This is a genomic window from Mycobacterium kyogaense (genome assembly GCF_003254575.1).
Classification (GTDB): Bacteria; Actinomycetota; Actinomycetes; order Mycobacteriales; family Mycobacteriaceae; genus Mycobacterium; species Mycobacterium kyogaense.
On sequence record NZ_QJUA01000023.1, the window covers coordinates 72,481 to 88,904 of the forward strand.

16 protein-coding genes and 1 pseudogene are annotated in these 16,424 nt (G+C 63.2%); 14 read left to right on the forward strand and 3 right to left on the reverse strand.

Annotation, left to right across the window (positions count from 1 at the left end):
• The first annotated feature begins 22 nt into the window (after positions 1 to 22).
• The 9 genes from DMB80_RS16510 to DMB80_RS28935 all read left to right on the forward strand — a co-directional run bounded on the left by DMB80_RS16510 (position 23) and on the right by DMB80_RS28935 (position 7,857).
• Complete coding sequence (locus DMB80_RS16510) at positions 23 to 1,420, forward strand: ABC transporter substrate-binding protein (protein ID WP_111510870.1); 1,398 nt, start codon at positions 23 to 25, stop codon at positions 1,418 to 1,420.
• 455 nt (positions 1,421 to 1,875) lie between these two features.
• Positions 1,876 to 3,456, forward strand: a complete 1,581-nt coding sequence (locus DMB80_RS16515) for an amidase (RefSeq protein ID WP_111510871.1) — start codon at positions 1,876 to 1,878, stop codon at positions 3,454 to 3,456.
• A gap of 12 nt (positions 3,457 to 3,468) precedes the next feature.
• Complete coding sequence (nthB, locus tag DMB80_RS16520; RefSeq protein ID WP_111510850.1) at positions 3,469 to 4,179, forward strand: nitrile hydratase subunit beta; 711 nt, start codon at positions 3,469 to 3,471, stop codon at positions 4,177 to 4,179.
• Positions 4,176 to 4,775 (forward strand): nitrile hydratase subunit alpha, encoded by a 600-nt coding sequence (nthA, locus tag DMB80_RS16525; RefSeq protein ID WP_111510851.1) that lies wholly within the window; start codon positions 4,176 to 4,178, stop codon positions 4,773 to 4,775. Before nthB ends, nthA begins: the two co-directional genes overlap by 4 nt.
• Positions 4,772 to 5,191: a nitrile hydratase accessory protein gene (locus tag DMB80_RS16530; RefSeq protein WP_111510852.1), complete on the forward strand. Its 420-nt coding sequence runs from the start codon at positions 4,772 to 4,774 to the stop codon at positions 5,189 to 5,191. The genes nthA and DMB80_RS16530 overlap by 4 nt, the downstream gene beginning before the upstream one ends.
• 304 nt (positions 5,192 to 5,495) lie before the next feature.
• Complete coding sequence (locus DMB80_RS16535; RefSeq protein ID WP_111510853.1) at positions 5,496 to 6,776, forward strand: lipase family protein; 1,281 nt, start codon at positions 5,496 to 5,498, stop codon at positions 6,774 to 6,776.
• Complete coding sequence (locus tag DMB80_RS16540; RefSeq protein ID WP_111510854.1) at positions 6,773 to 6,991, forward strand: hypothetical protein; 219 nt, start codon at positions 6,773 to 6,775, stop codon at positions 6,989 to 6,991. The genes DMB80_RS16535 and DMB80_RS16540 overlap by 4 nt, the downstream gene beginning before the upstream one ends.
• A 61-nt stretch (positions 6,992 to 7,052) precedes the next feature.
• Complete coding sequence (locus DMB80_RS16545; protein WP_111510872.1) at positions 7,053 to 7,538, forward strand: group I truncated hemoglobin; 486 nt, start codon at positions 7,053 to 7,055, stop codon at positions 7,536 to 7,538.
• A gap of 142 nt (positions 7,539 to 7,680) precedes the next feature.
• Positions 7,681 to 7,857: a ferredoxin gene (locus tag DMB80_RS28935; RefSeq protein ID WP_162938570.1), complete on the forward strand. Its 177-nt coding sequence runs from the start codon at positions 7,681 to 7,683 to the stop codon at positions 7,855 to 7,857.
• 192 nt (positions 7,858 to 8,049) lie between these two features.
• Here the strand turns inward: DMB80_RS28935 and DMB80_RS16555 are convergent, their stop codons facing one another.
• Entirely contained in the window at positions 8,050 to 8,748 is a 699-nt protein-coding gene (locus DMB80_RS16555; protein ID WP_111510856.1) for a phosphotransferase, read from the reverse strand.
• Positions 8,749 to 9,069: 321 nt separating this feature from the next.
• Between DMB80_RS16555 and DMB80_RS16560 the strand changes: the two genes are divergently transcribed.
• Entirely contained in the window at positions 9,070 to 10,056 is a 987-nt protein-coding gene (locus tag DMB80_RS16560) for a DMT family transporter (RefSeq protein ID WP_111510857.1), read from the forward strand.
• 324 nt (positions 10,057 to 10,380) lie between these two features.
• Entirely contained in the window at positions 10,381 to 10,719 is a 339-nt protein-coding gene (locus DMB80_RS16565; protein ID WP_240431230.1) for a PPOX class F420-dependent oxidoreductase, read from the forward strand.
• A 79-nt stretch (positions 10,720 to 10,798) separates the two neighbouring features.
• Here the strand turns inward: DMB80_RS16565 and istB are convergent.
• Together istB and istA are read right to left on the reverse strand one after the other, a co-directional pair.
• Positions 10,799 to 11,555, reverse strand: a pseudogene (gene istB / locus DMB80_RS16570) (IS21-like element helper ATPase IstB).
• Positions 11,556 to 11,618: 63 nt separating this feature from the next.
• Positions 11,619 to 13,157 (reverse strand): IS21 family transposase, encoded by a 1,539-nt coding sequence (gene istA / locus DMB80_RS16575; protein WP_111510858.1) that lies wholly within the window; start codon positions 13,155 to 13,157, stop codon positions 11,619 to 11,621.
• A 220-nt stretch (positions 13,158 to 13,377) separates the two neighbouring features.
• Between istA and DMB80_RS16580 the strand changes: the two genes are divergently transcribed.
• The 3 genes from DMB80_RS16580 to DMB80_RS16595 all read left to right on the forward strand — a co-directional run.
• On the forward strand, positions 13,378 to 14,313 hold the full coding sequence (locus tag DMB80_RS16580; protein WP_111510874.1) for a nitronate monooxygenase: 936 nt from the start codon (positions 13,378 to 13,380) through the stop codon (positions 14,311 to 14,313).
• A 380-nt stretch (positions 14,314 to 14,693) separates the two neighbouring features.
• Positions 14,694 to 15,116, forward strand: coding sequence for a CDGP domain-containing protein (locus DMB80_RS16585; RefSeq protein WP_111510859.1), 423 nt, complete (start codon positions 14,694 to 14,696; stop codon positions 15,114 to 15,116).
• A 422-nt stretch (positions 15,117 to 15,538) separates the two neighbouring features.
• Positions 15,539 to 16,424, forward strand: an 886-nt coding sequence (locus tag DMB80_RS16595; RefSeq protein WP_111510860.1) for an IS481 family transposase, incomplete at its 3' end; no start/stop codon positions are given.

A 16,424-nucleotide genomic window follows, 5' to 3' on the forward strand; every position in this document is an offset into this window, starting at 1 on the left:
AACGGACCCAGGCGGTGTGGGTGTGGCGATCCTGTCTGTAACCGCTCAAATTGTGACACCTGAGCCCGTTCCCGTCGCGTTCGCGAGATTCATCGCTGGCGAACTATTGGAGTTTCAGTGTGACCGCTTCATCCCGGGCTCAGCGATAGCAGTTTCCTTGCCGATGCAGGGCGGTTCCGGATTGGTGACCGCGCCCGTCGCACTTCTGGGTCATATCGCGGCGATCAAGCCGGGACGATCGGTGCTGATCGTTCACCATCAACCGTGGCGCGGTCGGCTGGTGGCCCGCTTCTTCGCCGACGGAAGCGGGACTCGGGTAACCCTGGAATCGAGTCTCGACCAGGAGGGTGTGTCCTGGCTGGCGAATGTCCGAGGATACGGATCGCCGCCGTCGCTCCGTCCTGGCAGTCATCGAATTGGGTTGCTGGTCAGCAAATCTGGTCCGGCGGCGGTGTTCGCTCAGGCGACGGAGACCATGGCCACACTGGCAATTGAGGAGATCAACTCCGACGGAGGCATCCTCGGCACGACGGCGGAACTACTCGTCGGTGATGACGCTTCCGATTCGATGGCCGGCACGACTGCCGCATTGCGCTTGATACGTGGCGGCTGTCGCGCGATCTTCGCCTGCGTCACGTCGGCGACATTCAATGCCGTGGCAGCAGCGATTCGGCGTACCGACACCATTCTGATACACACCGTGCTCAATGAGGGCGGCTTGTCGAGTCCGGGAGTCGTCCGGCTCGGCGAGCGTCCCGCTGAACAGCTGAGGGCCGCAGTGCCCGCCCTGATGAAGGAAACCAGCGCTCAGCGCTGGTTTTTGGTGGGACACCAATACTGCTGGTCATACGGAGCGCACTGGTCCGCCCGACGGGTGATCGCGGAGAACGGTGGTTCGGTCGCGGGTGAGAACTATCATCCGATGGGTACCACCGACTTCTCAGCGACATTGGAGGCCATCGAGCATTCGGGCGCTGAACTGATTCTGTCCTCCCTTGTAGGCAGTGACGAAGTCGCCTTCGAGCGGCAGTGCGCCCTCAATGGACTGCGCTCCAGCACCCGCACCCTGGCTCTGGTCCTGGACGAGGCCACTCAGCAATTGATCGGTGCAACCGATGCCGATGGCGTCTGGTCGGCATTCGGTTACTTCGAAGGGCTTCTTGACACCCACCGTGAGCTCGAATCGAGGTACCGGGCCGCGGTGACACGGCACGCACCACCGTTGAGCTCGCTGACGGAGACCACGTACGAAGCAATCATTGCCTATACGAGGGCCGTCGCGGCGGCGGCCGACGACGGGAAGAAAGCTGTCCACCTCAAGCTGCTAGAGCACGCGGAGTCTCAGCGTTGTGGGCGGGTTCCGGTTCGCCGTCCGATCCTGCTGACCGAGTCGCGCGGTGGGCGACCACATCCCCGCTGACCGCGTGAACAATTGATCCGTTGTGTAACAACATGATTGATGATCGATTCACGGCCAACGCTGCATCAGTCGACGACACAAGCAGTGGCCCAAACAGTGCTGCAACCGGATCGCGCGCAGTGATCGAGCTCCGAGGAATTGCGGCAATATGTCGCTACCAATTGACATAAAGTCGACGGCGTACTTAACTTTGCGTAGCGAACCAAGACCATCGCGGTACGACCTGTCAGGAAGGCCAGAGAGATGAACGTCGGAGTGGCATACCCGTCTGCTCGGGCCCGAGTTTTCGGGCCCGGACGGCCCACCGACGGATGACCGATCGTCGCCGGGAAGCTCCACCGTGAATGCGGTGACGGCGCGACGGGCTTCCCGGCGACGATCCCACTGAACGCGAACCGAATCCCCGAACACACGTGGAAATGCAGATCCTCACCAGGCGAATGGAGAACAACACTATGCCGGTCGATCGGCCCGACGACGACGCGATTGCTGTTGCCGCCGCACATTTCGGTTTGCATTTGGACGCGGCTGACCGCGAAGAATTCGCTCAGCTCATCGACGGTGCACTCGCCTCTTACGATGTGGTCGAGGGGTTGTACGACACCGAGCCCGCTGATGTGGTCAGCCGCGACTATCAGTTCCCCGACGCGGGTCAAAACCCGCTGGGTGCCTGGTATGTCACGACACGTCGTATTGCTGGCGACCCGACTTTGGTCGGCCCGCTCGTCGGCCGAAGCCTCGCCGTCAAGGACAACATCGCGGTGGCCGGCGTACCGATGATGAACGGCTCGCGAGCACTGGAAGGTTTCGTGCCCAACCGTGATGCCACCGTCGTGTCCCGGCTGATCGATGCGGGCGCGGTGGTGGCCGGCAAAGCTGTGTGTGAGGATTTGTGTTTTTCCGGCTCTAGTTTCACGTCAGCCACCGGACCGGTGCGTAACCCATGGGACCGCGACCGAGAAGCAGGTGGATCCTCCAGTGGCAGCGCGGCTTTGGTCGCCAACGGCGACGTCGACTTGGCGCTCGGCGGGGATCAGGGCGGTTCCATTCGGATCCCGGCCGCGTTCTGTGGGGTGGTCGGGCACAAACCGACCTTCGGACTGGTGCCGTACACCGGAGCCTTCCCTATCGAGCGGACCATCGACCATGTCGGCCCGATCACCCGAACCGTGCTGGACGCGGCCCACATGTTGTCGGTGATCGCCGGCCGCGACGGAGCCGACCCGAGGCAGTCCGACACAGTAACTGTCGGGGACTATGTCAGCGGGCTCGACGCCGGCGTCGCCGGACTCAGGATCGGTATCCTCGCAGAAGGATTCGGCCATGCCGCATCGCAGAGTGAGGTTGACGACATCGTCAGATCAGCAGCGGAGCGGTTTTCTGATATTGGCGCGATAGTCGAGTCAGTCAGTATTCCATGGCATCTCAATGCGTTCCACGTATGGAACGTGATAGCAACCGACGGTGGCGCATACCAGATGCTCAACGGCAGCGGTTACGGACTCAACGCGTCCGGTCTCTACGATCCTGACCAGATGGCGTACTTTGCACAGCGTCGAGTCGTGCATGCCGACGAGCTCTCCGAGTCTGTGAAGCTCGTCGCGCTGTGTGGTCACCATGGAGTCAACGCCCTGGGCGGCGCAAGCTACGGCAAGGCGCGCAATCTCGTGCCTGAGATCATGGCCGCCTACGGCACCGCTCTCGAAGACTTCGACCTCTTGGTCATGCCCACGGTCCCCTACGTGGCCACCGCCCTGCCTCAGCCGGGAGTCGAACGCGCCACGTATGTGGCTACAGCACTGGGCATGCTGGCCAATACAGCGCCGTTCAATGTGACTGGCCATCCCGCTCTGTCGATCCCGGCCGGGCAACACAAGGGAATGCCGGTGGGGCTGATGATCGTTGGCCGACACTTCGACGATGCGACGGTACTCCGGGCCGGACATGCCTTCGAGATGCTCTGCGGCGGATTCCCCGCGCCGCACGCGGTGAACGCTCCAGACACCCCCACTGCCCGCGTGATACCGACGAGTTGAGGAGATCTATCCATGAACGGAGTTTTCGACCTGGGTGGAACTGACGGACTGGGTCCGGTCAACGTGGTTGACGACGAACCGCTTTTTCACTCCGACTGGGAAAGGCACGTCTTCACGATGTTTCCCGCCTGCTTCAGGGCCGGATACTTCGGCGTCGACGCCTTCAGGCACGGGATCGAAAAGATGGATCCAGCAATATACTTGAAAGCGCCCTACTACGAGCATTGGCTGCATTCGATAGAGAACCACGCGATCGCGGCCGGCGCGGTAGATCCAGCAGAATTGGACCGGCGTACCCAGTACTACCTGGAGGACCCTGATGCTCCCCTACCGGAGCACTCGCAGCCTCCAGAACTCATCGACTTCATCAACATTGTGGTCCCGACAGGCGCGACCGCCGCCCGGGAGATCGAGAGGGCGCCGCGATTCTCAGTCGGCGACCAGGCATATGTGATCGAAAGCAGCCCATTCGGCCACACTCGGCGAGCACGATACGTACGTGGTAGGACCGGTGAAATCATGGCCCACCACGGCGCATTCATCTACCCCGACACAGCGGGGAACGGACTCGGCGAAAACCCCGAGCACGTGTACACCATCGCATTCTCGAGCAAGGAACTGTGGGGGGCTGATTTTGGCGACCCGAACGCCTCGGTGTGTTTTGACGTGTGGGAACCGTACATCGAATTGGCGACGACAGCCGGAGAGGGAGCCAGCGCATGAATGGTGATATGCCATCGCAGGCGGAGATTGCCGCGCGAGTCAAAGCGCTGGAGTCGCTGCTGATCGAAAAAGGGGTCATCAGCACATCGATGGTAGACCGCATCGTCGACATCTACGAGAACGAAGTCGGCCCACAGTTGGGGGCGAAGGTCGTCGCGAAGGCGTGGTCGGACCCGGAGTTTCGGACTCGGCTACGGCAGCATGCGACCAACGCATGTCGTGAGCTGGGGATCGGCGGCCTGCAAGGCGAAGACATGGTGGTTCTCGAGGACACCGAGAAGCTCCACCACGTGATCGTATGCACTCTGTGTTCTTGCTACCCATGGCCCGTCCTGGGGCTGCCACCAAACTGGTACAAAGAACCCCAATACCGGGCTCGCATCGTGCGCGATCCACGCTCGGTGTTGGCCGAAGAATTCGGTTACATCATCCCCGCCACGACAGAGATTCAGGTCTGGGACTCGAGTTCCGAAATGCGCTACTGGGTTCTGCCGCAGCGTCCTGCCGGCACGGAAGGGTGGAGCGAAGAGCAACTCGCGGAGCTCGTGACCCGGGACTCGATGATCGGTGTCGGCCCCGTCAAGGCTGCGCAATGAGCAAGACGTTGAAAGACATCGCCGAAGACCGTCGGCTCGCCGTCGACGCTCTCGTCTGTGACCTCCCAGGCCGACGTACCGGTGAAAGACCGTTCGAGCAGCCCTGGGAAATCAGAGCATTCGCCTTAGCGGTGGCCCTCCACCAAGCTGGCGCATACCAATGGGCCGAGTTTCAAGGAGCACTGATCGAGTCGATCGCAGCGTGGGAGCGCTTGGCCAGCGCCCCTGCGGCGTCGCAATGGTCGTATTACGAGCACTGGCTCGCCGCTCTCGAACGGCTCGTGGCGGACGGGAGCGTGCTGGATCGCAACGACATCGACGCGCGCACGACACATGTCCTTGCAAGCCCTCCGAGCCGCGATCATCACAGGGCAGTTCTTGAACCCATCGCTATCGACAAAGGCTGCTTGTACTGATTCCTCCGCCCACGCGCGGAACTGAGCAATGGTGCGAGCGTAAGCACCATCCCTATACCCAACGCTACCCATGGGCTACTTGGCGTGCCTGCAGAGACGCCGATTCCGTTTCGGTGGGCGCCCTCCATCGGGCTGTTCGCCTGATTGCTCGCCACAGCCGCGCCACCACACAGGAAGGTCAACAATGGATCACGCCGGACACTCACCGATTCGCCATCGAAGGAGACTCCGCGGCACTAATCGGTGGCTGCTCTGCGGGGGCCTGTCCAGGTGGACCGCGTCATGCGCGAAACTGGTTGTTCTCATGGCCGTTACGTCGACAGTCGCTGTCACTCCCGCGGTAGTCAGTCCGGCAAAGGTCCATGCCGACGATCGAATGTACGAAGCGTTCTACACGCCGCCAGACCCGCTACCCACCGGTGGCCCAGGAGACCTCATTCGCACTGAGCCCTCTCGGCTCGTTCTGGAACCGTCCCGTCAATTGGGTTCATTTGTGGGCACGGGCACACGAATCATGTACCGCAGCACCGATGCTCGCGGAAATGCTGTCGCAGTGACCGGCACCTACATAGAACCCGACGTGCCCTGGCCGGGCAACGGACCCCGCCCCTTGTTGGCCTACGCCACCGGGCCCTACGGGATGGGCGAACAATGCGCACCGTCACGGATGTTCAACCAGGGAATCCACTTCTCCCAGGGGTTCGACCTGATGCTCAACTACGAAGAAGGCTTCATTGCCACGCTGCTGGCCCGCGGCTACGCCATCGTGGTCACCGATGGCGTCGGCATGGGAATCCACGGACCCCAGTCACCGCAATTCATGAACCGCATCGCCTCAGGCACCGCACTGATCGACGCCGCGCGAGCTGCCAAGAAGTTACCCGGCACTTCCCTGAATCTCACTGGGCCGGTGGCCTTCTGGGGATGGGCCTCCGGGGGTTCCGCAGCGCTTGCTGCCGCCGAACTCGCTCCAACCTACGGACCGGAGTTGCGCGTCGTCGGCACATACTCGGGCGGACCGATCACCGACATCGCTGCAGCCATCCCTGGAATCGACGGCAACTTCTTAGCTGTTGCGCTGGGGTACGTGCTGCGAGGAATCATGGCCTCGTACCCGGAGACAGAACAGCCCATTCGGGACTCGCTGACGCCACGAGGAGTGCAGATGCTGGACTGGAGTGGCCACACCTGCCTTCTCCAGGGCGCTGTCGACTACGCATTCCGTCATCTGCAGCCGTACTTCAAGGGCGACCTCGCCGCGATGGTATCCGTCGATCCATTCAAGAGCATTCTGGCTCAACAGCGGCTCGGTGACCTGAAACCCGAGGGACCGATCTACATCACTCACAACCGGTGGGATCCTTTCGCTCCCTACCAATCCGCACGCCAAACAGCGCTCGACTACTGCCACAAGGGCAGCGACGTGACGTTGTGGACCAACGAACAGCCACCGCTATTCAACAAACTCGACATCAACACGCTGCTCCCCCCGTTTGTCGACGGCGAACGCAGCATGGCGTGGATCGCCGATCGCTTCAACGAAGTACCCACCACACCCAACTGCGCCGATATCGAGACGTCATGACCGCCGACACCGAGCGCTACCGGGAAGCCAACGATCAGCTCCTCTCACCGATGTATGACTACGACAAGGCCGTTCAGTCCTTTGAGTGGCCCCGCTTTACAGACACCTTCGACTGGGCGACCGATTGGTCCGACGTGATCGCCCGAGACCGAAAGGCCGTAGGGATCCGCGTTCAGTACCAGCATCGGCATCCCGCGATCACGACCGTGGACTGACCCTGCACGCCAACGCCAATTACGTCACTATGTGTACACAGATCAAAATATGAGGAGAGACATGACCGAACAAGCAAGCGAGCAAGCAAGCCTCTATGACCGCATTGGGGGGTTAGAGGCGGTCCAATTCCTGGCGCGGACCCTCGTGACACGAGCAATACTGAACCCCACCATCGGCCATGTGTGGAATCACAAAACCGAAGCCGAGGTGCAAGAGGAGATCAGCGGCTTCGTTGAGTTCCTGGGTATGCACTGGGGCGGTCCCCACACCTACCACGGTCCGGATATGGCCACATCTCATCGCGGCATGGGTATCACCGAAGAATATTGGGACGCTCTGTTCAACGACATTGTGACTCCAGCCTTCGAGGAGTTCAGCATCCCCCAGCGAGAGGCCGAGGAGATCGACGCATTCCTGCGGTCGTTCAAGTCTGTAGTCGTCGGAAGCCCCAGGTTCAGGGAAGTCCTACAATCAAACCCAGACATGGATGTGATGCAAGGCATGAAGAGCGTCGGTGTCGTTTGGCCGGCGCCACCCTCCACCTAAAATTGGCCTGGATCGGCGAAGCGCGCGTGCTCACCGCCCTGTCTGAGCTGAAAGCATCTGAAACTTTTGCGCACGTCTGTCGTGGCCATTTCTGAAAATCAATGGGAGACTGGTTATTTCCACATACAATTGGCAGGCCGAAGTGTCGAGCGGATGCATCGGTGCAGGCCTGTGCATAGTCCTGGCGCCGGAACACTTCCAATTCTCCAGCGGACGCGCAAAGCGAACCGAACGCTCGGTGCAACCCGACGACATCGATGTACTTCATGCCGCCGCGCAGGGTTGCCCCGCAGCAGCCATTGTCATTTCTCAAGATTGACGAACGAACCGCAGAGACACAATGTCGAGACGTACAGCGTAACGGGGTCGGACTTCTCCTCCGAGGGCGGCGAAGTCCGCCTCTGGATCTCAAAGTGCGTTGTCTACAAGCCAATCACCCATCTCGCATGGAGAGAGTCGAGGTCGATCGAATTCTGTCTCGTTCTACGACAAGAGTCGGTGCCGTTAGGCCTCAATGTCGGCTTGGATCCGTTCGAGGGTGGGCCGTCAGTTGGTGCTCATGACGGGTCGCTGTCGACGCAGTACCAGCGAGCGCCGATGGCCTGCTGGAATGGCTATCCGCGTCTGCGGCGCCATCAGTCGCCGTCACACCCGAGGTGTGGTTTCGCGGCAGTTCACGACGCGGGGTATCGCGCAGGTGCCAGGCGCATACGAAGGCCAATGCGGGAACGGCGGCCTTGGAGCCGCTGACGTCGAGGACCCCGGCGAGGTGTCCACTGGCGGTAGAAACGTTGGGCAGGACAAGGTCGCCGTGGTTCATGACGTCCGGAGTGTCACCGCGAAGTAGCACGCGTACCTGGTCCCAGATCGCGCGCAGGCTCGCGACGTCGCGGATGTCCTTGCTGTTGGCCAGGCACAACTCGATCCACTCGCCGTAGGAGCCCAGCTCGCCACCGCGACCGATGCGGTCGTAGATTCGGCCCTGGGTGTCGATGACGCGCACGGCCAGAATGACTTCACCCAGATCGGCTGCGAGGGATTCGGATTGCGAGCAGCTAACGGCATCAGCGGGATCACCTCGTCGCCAGCTGAAGACCGTCCACGGCAGTGGATAGCCAGCGCCGGGCAGGAACTGTTCTGCAGCAGTACGTTTCCCGACCGTGCGCGGCGAGACGGTCAGCTGATCGGGATGCATCTCCTCCGCGGCCACGTGGCACACCGCTCCACCGTGGCCAACCAATTATTGCCGAGGCTCCCGCTGGCAACGCCGTGACTGCCTGTGTCACATCTAGACATTCGAGACGGCTCGTATTTGGTGTCACCATGGACGCTGTTACCCGGTAGCCCGTGCTGCAGTCGAACGCCGTGTTGTTCGTCGCCACAACCGTTAGGTCGGAAAATCGCTAGCCCTCGGCCGATCCTTCCTGCGACGATTCACTCGTCTGCTCGCCTGAGCGGAAATCCTCGGCAACCGGGGTGCCTCGGCGCGGCTTTCCGAGCGCCGCGCGTGAGATTCGAAGAAGGAGATGGTGTGAGGCGTGGACGGTCTGGCGTCGTCGTGCAATTCGTCGTGCTGGCCCTGGCGTGGGGTGCCAGCTTTCTGTTCATCAAGGTTGGGCTGACCGGGTTGTCTGCCTCGCAGGTCGTGCTCGGCCGTCTGGTGTGCGGAGCCGTCGCGCTCATCGCCCTCTGCGCCGTCCGGCGAGAGCCGTTGCCTCGACAGGCCATCGTCTGGTCGCATCTCGCAGTGGTGTCGGTGTTGCTCTGCGTGGTGCCGTTCTCGCTTTTCGCCTGGGCAGAGCAGCACGTGTCCTCGGCGTTGGCCAGCATCTACAACGCGACCACCCCTTTGATGGCGGCCCTCGCTGGTGTCATCGCCCTTCGGAGCGAGCCTGTCAGCCGGACAGCGGGAATGGGTTTGGGCCTGGGTTTCGTGGGCGTCGTGATAGTGATGGCTCCGTGGCGCGGTGGCGTCGACGGCAGCATCCCTGGTCAGCTTGCCTGCCTGTTCGCCACCGCGTCCTACGGCGTGGCGTTCGTGTATTTGCGACGGTTCGTTTCGCCCCGTGGTCTGCCCGCGGTCCCGGTAGCAACAATTCAGGTCGGTCTCGGCGCAGTCATCATGTTGATGTTGACGCCCTTCGTGGCGGCGGACCCGATCCACCCCTCGTGGCAGGCCGTGACGAGCGTGATCGTGCTTGGCGTGGTCGGCACCGGGCTCGCATACGTCTGGAATACCAACATCGTCTCTGCATGGGGCGCAACGTCCGCAGCGTCGGTCACCTACCTCACTCCGGTCGTCGGGGTGGTGTTGGGTGCAGTGGTCCTTCGCGAAAAGACCGGATGGAACGAGCTATTCGGCGGGTTCGTCGTGATCCTCGGACTGGTGATCAGTCGACGGCAGGCGCCCCGGCCGAACGCTTCCATCGTTGACCTCGACCGCCAAGGCTCCGTCGACACGTCACCGATCAACACCGCGCATGACGGCGACGGAGCGGACAGCCGCGGCCGCCCATGACGCCTCGCGAAAGGGGCGTTGGATGCCTGCCCCTGTTCCGGCACGAAACCAGAACTCGTGAGGCTGTGCGTGCGAGGGGATTCGGTGACGGCGTCTGACGTCACGACGGCGAGCGCGGCAACTTCGCATGGCGGAGCTTCGTCCGCTATGTTGCAAGCGGAACTCCGAATCTCGCACCCGAGCATGACGTCGCAGAAGGGCGCGAGACCCTGATTGAGTTAGGGAAGAGGTGGCGACAGGTTCGTTCTGTCCATTCCACCTTGGGAGTTGCTCATATTCACTCACGCAGAAATCGCGTACCTGCTTTCGCAGCCGCTGGGCCGAATGGCCACTATGCAGGCAGGATCCCGGCTGCAAGTGAGCCCGGTCTGTTACACCTTCGACCCGCAGACCGGTTGCTTCGACATTGCCGGGATCGACATGGCCAACAGCCAGAAGTTCCGGAATGTGGACCACAACGGTCGAGTGGCGTTCGTCGTCGATGACCTCGCCTCGACCGATCCGTGGCGTGTGCGGTGCGTAGAAGTTCGTGGGCATGGGGAGGCGATTAAGGCAGCATCGCAACCAGGCGACAGACGCGACGGGTCGTTGATTCGCATCCACCCAGAACAAATCATCAGTTTCGGGATTGAGGATGACCGCGACCTGCCGACGGTCACATAATTCCCCAGGGGCCGCCGTCACGTAATTCCTCATGTTCGGGCCCTGCTGAGCAGAGGGTAGCGGGCGGTGTGGAGGGTTGTCAGGTGGTGGCCGGTCCCGGTCGTTTCCGGGGCCGGTAGGACGGTCCGTCCATCAGAACCTGGTAGCTGGTGTTGATCAGCCGATCGAGCAGCGATTCGGCAACGACCGGGTTCGGGAAGAGCGGGTACCAGTCTTTGGGGGCTCGGTTGCTGGTCAGGATGAGGGGTTTGCCGGCGATGGCCCGGTCGGAGACCAGATCGTAGAGATCGTCGCTTTGGGTAGGGGTGTGCTCGCGCATGGCGAAGTCGTCGACGATCAGGACCAGGGGTCGGGTGTATTCGCGCATGCGTTGACCGATGGTGCGGTCGGCGTGGGCCGCCGGCGAGGTCGGCGAGCATGCGTGAGCACTTAACGAAGCGGATGTCGCCACCACGTCGGGCAACCTGGTGGCCGAGTGCTTGCGCCACATGGGTTTTGCCGACTCCGACCGGGCCGTAGAGGATGACCGATTCGCCGGCGTCGAGCCACCGCAGGGCGGCCAGATCGCGCAGCATCGCCGCCGGTAGCTTCGGGCTGACGGTGAAATCGAAGTCGTCGAAGGTGCTGTGCTGTTCGAAGCGGGCGCGGCGCACCCGCCGCGCCAGGGCCGCGGTTTCGCGGCGGGCGATCTCGTCTTCGCAGAGCACTTGCAGGAATTCGAGGTGGCCGAGTTTCCCGTCGCGGGTTTGCGCCAGACGGGCATCGAGGGTGTCGAGCATGCCGGTCAACTTCAAGGTCTTCAGTGCAGCCCGCAGGCTGGGATCGTGAATGGTCATCAAGGGTTCCTTCGTTCGAATGTGGTTGCAGCAGAACGTGAGCAGTGTCTGGCCGACGTGGGTCTAGGCAGTGCGTTCGGTGTCGAACGCCGCAGGACCACGCAGCATCGCCGGAGGCGGAGGCGAGTCGAGTGCCGGGGTATCACCTGTTTCGGTGCCGGCGACCAGGATTCCTTTGACGGTGCGATACCGCGGATCGCCGACCGCCAGAGCCCGGGCGCACGCGGCGTCCAGGCGCGCGTCACCGTAGCGGTCGCGCAGCCCGATGATGCCCTGGATGGCCCGCAGGCGGTGGATGGCGTTGACCGCCGACAGTTCGGCCACGATCGCCACCGCACCGGGACCGATCTGCTCGGCTTGGCTGCGGCACCACGTCACGGTGCGCAGGGTGTGGGCGACCTTGCGCGGCGGGTAGTGCTCGAAGTTCGTCGAGCGTCCCGTGTAGTGCAGCACGTGGGTGGCCACCACGGCGTCGGCGTGGAAGATCTGCACCACGTCGCCGGCAGCGCGCACGGTGACCTTCTGACCCAGCAGCCGCCAGGGCACGGAGTAGAACGCCTTGCCGGATTTGACGTGGCAGTCCGGGGCCACCGTGCCGACGGTGTAAACGACGGGCTCGAATGGTCTGCGCGGCAACGGCATCAACGCATCCCGCTCGACGGCGTTGAACACCGAGGTCGGTGTGGCGCCGTCGAGACCGCGATGCTTGTGCAGTCCGTAGACGTCGGTGGCCCAGCGCAGCCCCTCGTGCTGCATGTGCGGCAGGGACGGGAAGGGGCGTCCGGCGAAGAACGAGTCCCGGATGTAGGGCATGGGCCGTTCGATGCGCGGTTTGTCCTTCGGTTTGTTGGCCCGCGCGGGATCGATCAGCGTCCCGTAGAACGCCGCCAGCTCACCATAGGCGCGGTTGATCTGCGGGTCATACAGATCCGGGCGGATCACTCCGGTCTTGAGGTTGTCGCACACCAGTCGGGCCGGGACGCCACCGAAGAACTCGAATGCTGCGACATGGGAGGCGTTCCAGGACCGCTGATCCATCTTCAACACCGGCTGGATGAACAGGGCGCGGGAACACGACAGGATCATCGCGAACACCCACACCGCGACGCGGCGGCCCGTCGCCGGATCGAGCCACATCCCCAACTTGCCGTAGTCGATCTGGGCTTCGCTGCCCGGATCGACCGCACCCCGGAGCACGGTCACCTTCTCTTCGAGGTGCTGCTCGGCGAATGCTGTTGCAATGTAACGCCGAACCGTCGATTCCGAGACCTCCACACCGCGGTCATCACGCAGGCGTTGGGCAATGGTAGCCACCGTGACCGGCACGTCGAGTTGCTCCGCGATCCAGTCCCGGTGCACCGCGATCCGGTCCCAGGTCAGTGCCCGCACGCTCGGATCGATCAACTCGGGAAACCACCCTTCGATCCGTGCCCGCCACAACGGCTCATCAAAGGGCTCACCCGGCATCGGCGCCAACCCGTCGGCCACCGCCGGCGCCAGATATTTGCGGATGGTCTTGCGATCGACGCCCAGTGCCTCATGAATCTGCACCTGGGATCGGCCGGCATGCCAGTGCCGGAACATCTCCACGAAATCGGTCACGTTCCACGATCTCCTCGCCAACTCAAGGCCCCTTCCAAGGCCCCTGGCGGAGCTCTTGAACGGAGCGAACCTGAGCAGCACCCCAACCCCGACCGGACACGCCCCAAGGGTGGGGAATTACGTGACGGCGGGTGAGGAATTACGTGACGGACAACCCCTCAGACCTGGGGAATTACATGACCGCTGACAGAAAGTCGACTGTCCGGTGGCCCAGGCGGGCATGGGCACCATGGCACCTCCCGCTCTGGCGGCGGCCGTCGCACGTGCCGGCGGTTTGGGCACGATCGGGATGTGCGCACCAGCGAAACTGACAGCCGCAATCGATCGGGTGCGCGAGGAGGCTCCTGACCGGGCGGTCGCGGTCAATCTGCTTATGCCCTTTGCCAACCCATCACACGTCGCGGTGTGCGTCCGGCGCCGTATTGACGTGGCGGTGATCGCGTTTGGCGGTGATGCCGCCCTTGTCGAGCACCTGCAGGCCGCCGGTATCGGAGTATTCGTGTTGGCCGGGACTGAAGCCCAAGCACGCACGGCGCTCGACGGGTGGGGTGCGGACGGTCTCGTCGCCCAAGGCGGGGAAGCCGGTGGGCATCTCGCAGGTCGAACGCCGGCTCACACGTTCTTGGTAACTGCACTGGCCATGGCTGGCTCTCGCCCGGTGGTGCTGGCTGGCGGGATAGCCGACGGCGCCGACACACGGGCTGCCATGAACGCTGGAGCGGCAGGGGTGGTTGCCGGCACTCGGTTCCTGCTCACCCATGAGTCCGGGGCGCATGCTGCCTATCAGCAGCGACTTTTGAGCGCCGAGAGGACTATTGCGACCACGCTGTTCGGTCTCAGCTGGCCCTCTCGTCATCGAGTCGTCCCGAACGAGGCGACGCGACGGTGGTGTCATCCCGATGGGACCGCGCGGCAATTGCCCTCGATCATCAACGCCAGGAGTTCTGTTCTCGCCCGCATCGGACCAGAGGACGCAGACGAGAGGGCAATCCTGCGGCTCCAGCGACCCTCGCTCCCTGTCTTCACCCCCGCAGCTCCGACGAAGGATGTGCCCGATCATTGGATTGAACGCTCAGCGCTCTACGGGGGCGACTCGGCGCTCCGTATTCAGTCCGTGCTTAGCGCTGCCGAAGCGCTCATATCGTTGAGTAGCTGACGGATTTCCCATTCCGCAGGTTGAGAACAGGGAGAAACAGCGCGGCGTGCGGGGAATTCGACGAGCGCGCTGACGGCGTGGCGAGTCGGAAGGCCAGCTAGACGTCGGCGCGTCAAGTGGTGCCGGGACGGTCTGAGCTTGCATCGTTGCGCCGCGCAACGGGTGCTCGATCCTGCCCCCCGAGGCTGTCGATCAGTTCCTAGCCAGCTTGTCCGAAGATCAAAACTACTGCGTACTCCCCCGATTGGGGGACAGGCATTTCGTCCGGTCCCGCCGCCGATCGCGGGACAGACGTCGCCACCCCGCCGCGGCACAGTGATGACATCACCCGGCACCAGCCGCGCACACCACGAAAGACCAATCTAGACAAGGAATTTGCCATGAACACCACCACCACCCGGATGAGGCGTGTCGCCGGCGGAGCCGTCCTGTCCGCCGCGTCCGCTCTGATCGCCCTCGGCGCCCCGGCCCTGAGCCACGCTGACGCCACCCCCGGCCCCGGCCTGGGATGCGAAACCATCCACTGGGGCTTCCTGGGCAACGACCGCCGCCAGATCTGCGACGGCCCCAAGCACGCCGACGGTACCTGGCAGCGCACCCGCACGATCTACACCCCGGCATCCAATCCGCCACTGCGGTGCACCACCTCCACCTACTCGTGGGGCGACAGCACCACCACGTGCAGAGGCGGGTACCCGCTGCCCCAGGTCACCCAGGCCCAGGACTCGTACCCGGTGGCACCCGACACCGCGCTGCCCGACGAGCCCGGTTGGCTGCCCCCCTTCACCAACAACGTCCTGTAACGGCGAGGGGTACTCTCCTGGGATTTTAATCGGTGGGCGAAGCTGTCTGTTCAACCGCCATGGTCTTCCCGGAGGCTTCGGGATTTCCAGGGTGATTCGTCCTGACCCGGCGCGACACCCCGCGTCCGCACCGACCAAGCAGGAGCCATCACTCTGCGCCTCAACGGGCGCCTGCACCACATCGGCATCGGCCGCCACCACCGGAGAAGTCCTGCGCGACTTCACACTCGACCCCACCAGGGACTACCAACCCACCGGCGCCCCCAAAGGCCCCGAACGGAAAAAGCCGCGGACCTAAATAGGTCCGCGGCTGTTCCGATGTCGTGAGACATCACATAGTAGCGGGGACAGTGTGGTGTTTCAGGACATCAGAATAGGGTGTCTCGCGACATCGGCATAGACGTCTGCGCCAGTTTCGGCTGGTGTCGAAGGCTCGTCTGGTCATCACCGCAGTCCTTGTCGAAGGCCGCTCACAATCGCAGGTCGCCCGCGATTACGGCGTCTCCCAAAGCTGGATCTCGAGGCTGATCAAGCGCTACACCCTCGACGGCGACGCCGCGTTCGAACCCCGCTCACGACGCCCCCACACCAGCCCGGGGCGGCTCCCACAAACAACGGTCGACCTCATCACCGACCTACGCCGCACCCTGACCGGCAAAGGCCTCGACGCCGGCCCCCACACCATCGCCTGGCACCTCGAACACCACCACCACCTACGCGTATCGACCGCGACAATCAGCCGCCACCTCACCCGCGCCGGCCTGGTCGACCCCACCCCGCAGAAACGCCCGAAATCGTCCTACATCCGTTTCGCCGCCGCCCAACCTAACGAACGCTGGCAAGCCGACTTCACCCACTGGCGCCTCACACACGGTGTCGACACAGAGATCCTGTGCTGGCTCGACGACTGCTCCCGTCTCGCCATCTCCGTCACCGCCCACCGCCGCGTGACCGGCGCGATCGTCGTCACCGAATTCACCAAAGCCACTGCCCGCCATGGCATCCCCTACTCCACACTCACCGACAACGGCATGGTGTTCACCACCCGCCTCGCCGGCGGCAAAGGCGGACGCAACGGCTTTGAAGCCGAACTGCACCGCCTCGGCGTCCACCAAATCAACTCCACCCCGCACCACCCCACCACCTGCGGGAAAGTCGAACGCTTCCACCAGACCCTCAAAAAATGGCTCACCGGCCAACCCCGCGCGGCCACTGTTGCCGACCTCCAAACCCAGCTCGACACCTTCGTCGACGAATACAACCACCGCCGCCCCCACCGATCCCTGCCCCACCGAGCCACCCCAGCAG

Bases quoted from the DNA above. Each gene is read 5' to 3' on its own strand.
- DMB80_RS16515 (WP_111510871.1), top strand. From the start codon at position 1,876: ATGCCGGTCGATCGGCCCGACGACGACGCGATTGCTGTTGCCGCCGCA.
- nthB (WP_111510850.1), top strand. From the start codon at position 3,469: ATGAACGGAGTTTTCGACCTGGGTGGAACTGACGGACTGGGTCCGGTC.
- nthA (WP_111510851.1), top strand. From the start codon at position 4,176: ATGAATGGTGATATGCCATCGCAGGCGGAGATTGCCGCGCGAGTCAAA.
- DMB80_RS16530 (WP_111510852.1), top strand. From the start codon at position 4,772: ATGAGCAAGACGTTGAAAGACATCGCCGAAGACCGTCGGCTCGCCGTC.
- DMB80_RS16535 (WP_111510853.1), top strand. From the start codon at position 5,496: ATGGCCGTTACGTCGACAGTCGCTGTCACTCCCGCGGTAGTCAGTCCG.
- DMB80_RS16540 (WP_111510854.1), top strand. From the start codon at position 6,773: ATGACCGCCGACACCGAGCGCTACCGGGAAGCCAACGATCAGCTCCTC.
- DMB80_RS16545 (WP_111510872.1), top strand. From the start codon at position 7,053: ATGACCGAACAAGCAAGCGAGCAAGCAAGCCTCTATGACCGCATTGGG.
- DMB80_RS16565 (WP_240431230.1), top strand. From the start codon at position 10,381: ATGGCCACTATGCAGGCAGGATCCCGGCTGCAAGTGAGCCCGGTCTGT.
- DMB80_RS16580 (WP_111510874.1), top strand. From the start codon at position 13,378: ATGGGCACCATGGCACCTCCCGCTCTGGCGGCGGCCGTCGCACGTGCC.
- DMB80_RS16585 (WP_111510859.1), top strand. From the start codon at position 14,694: ATGAACACCACCACCACCCGGATGAGGCGTGTCGCCGGCGGAGCCGTC.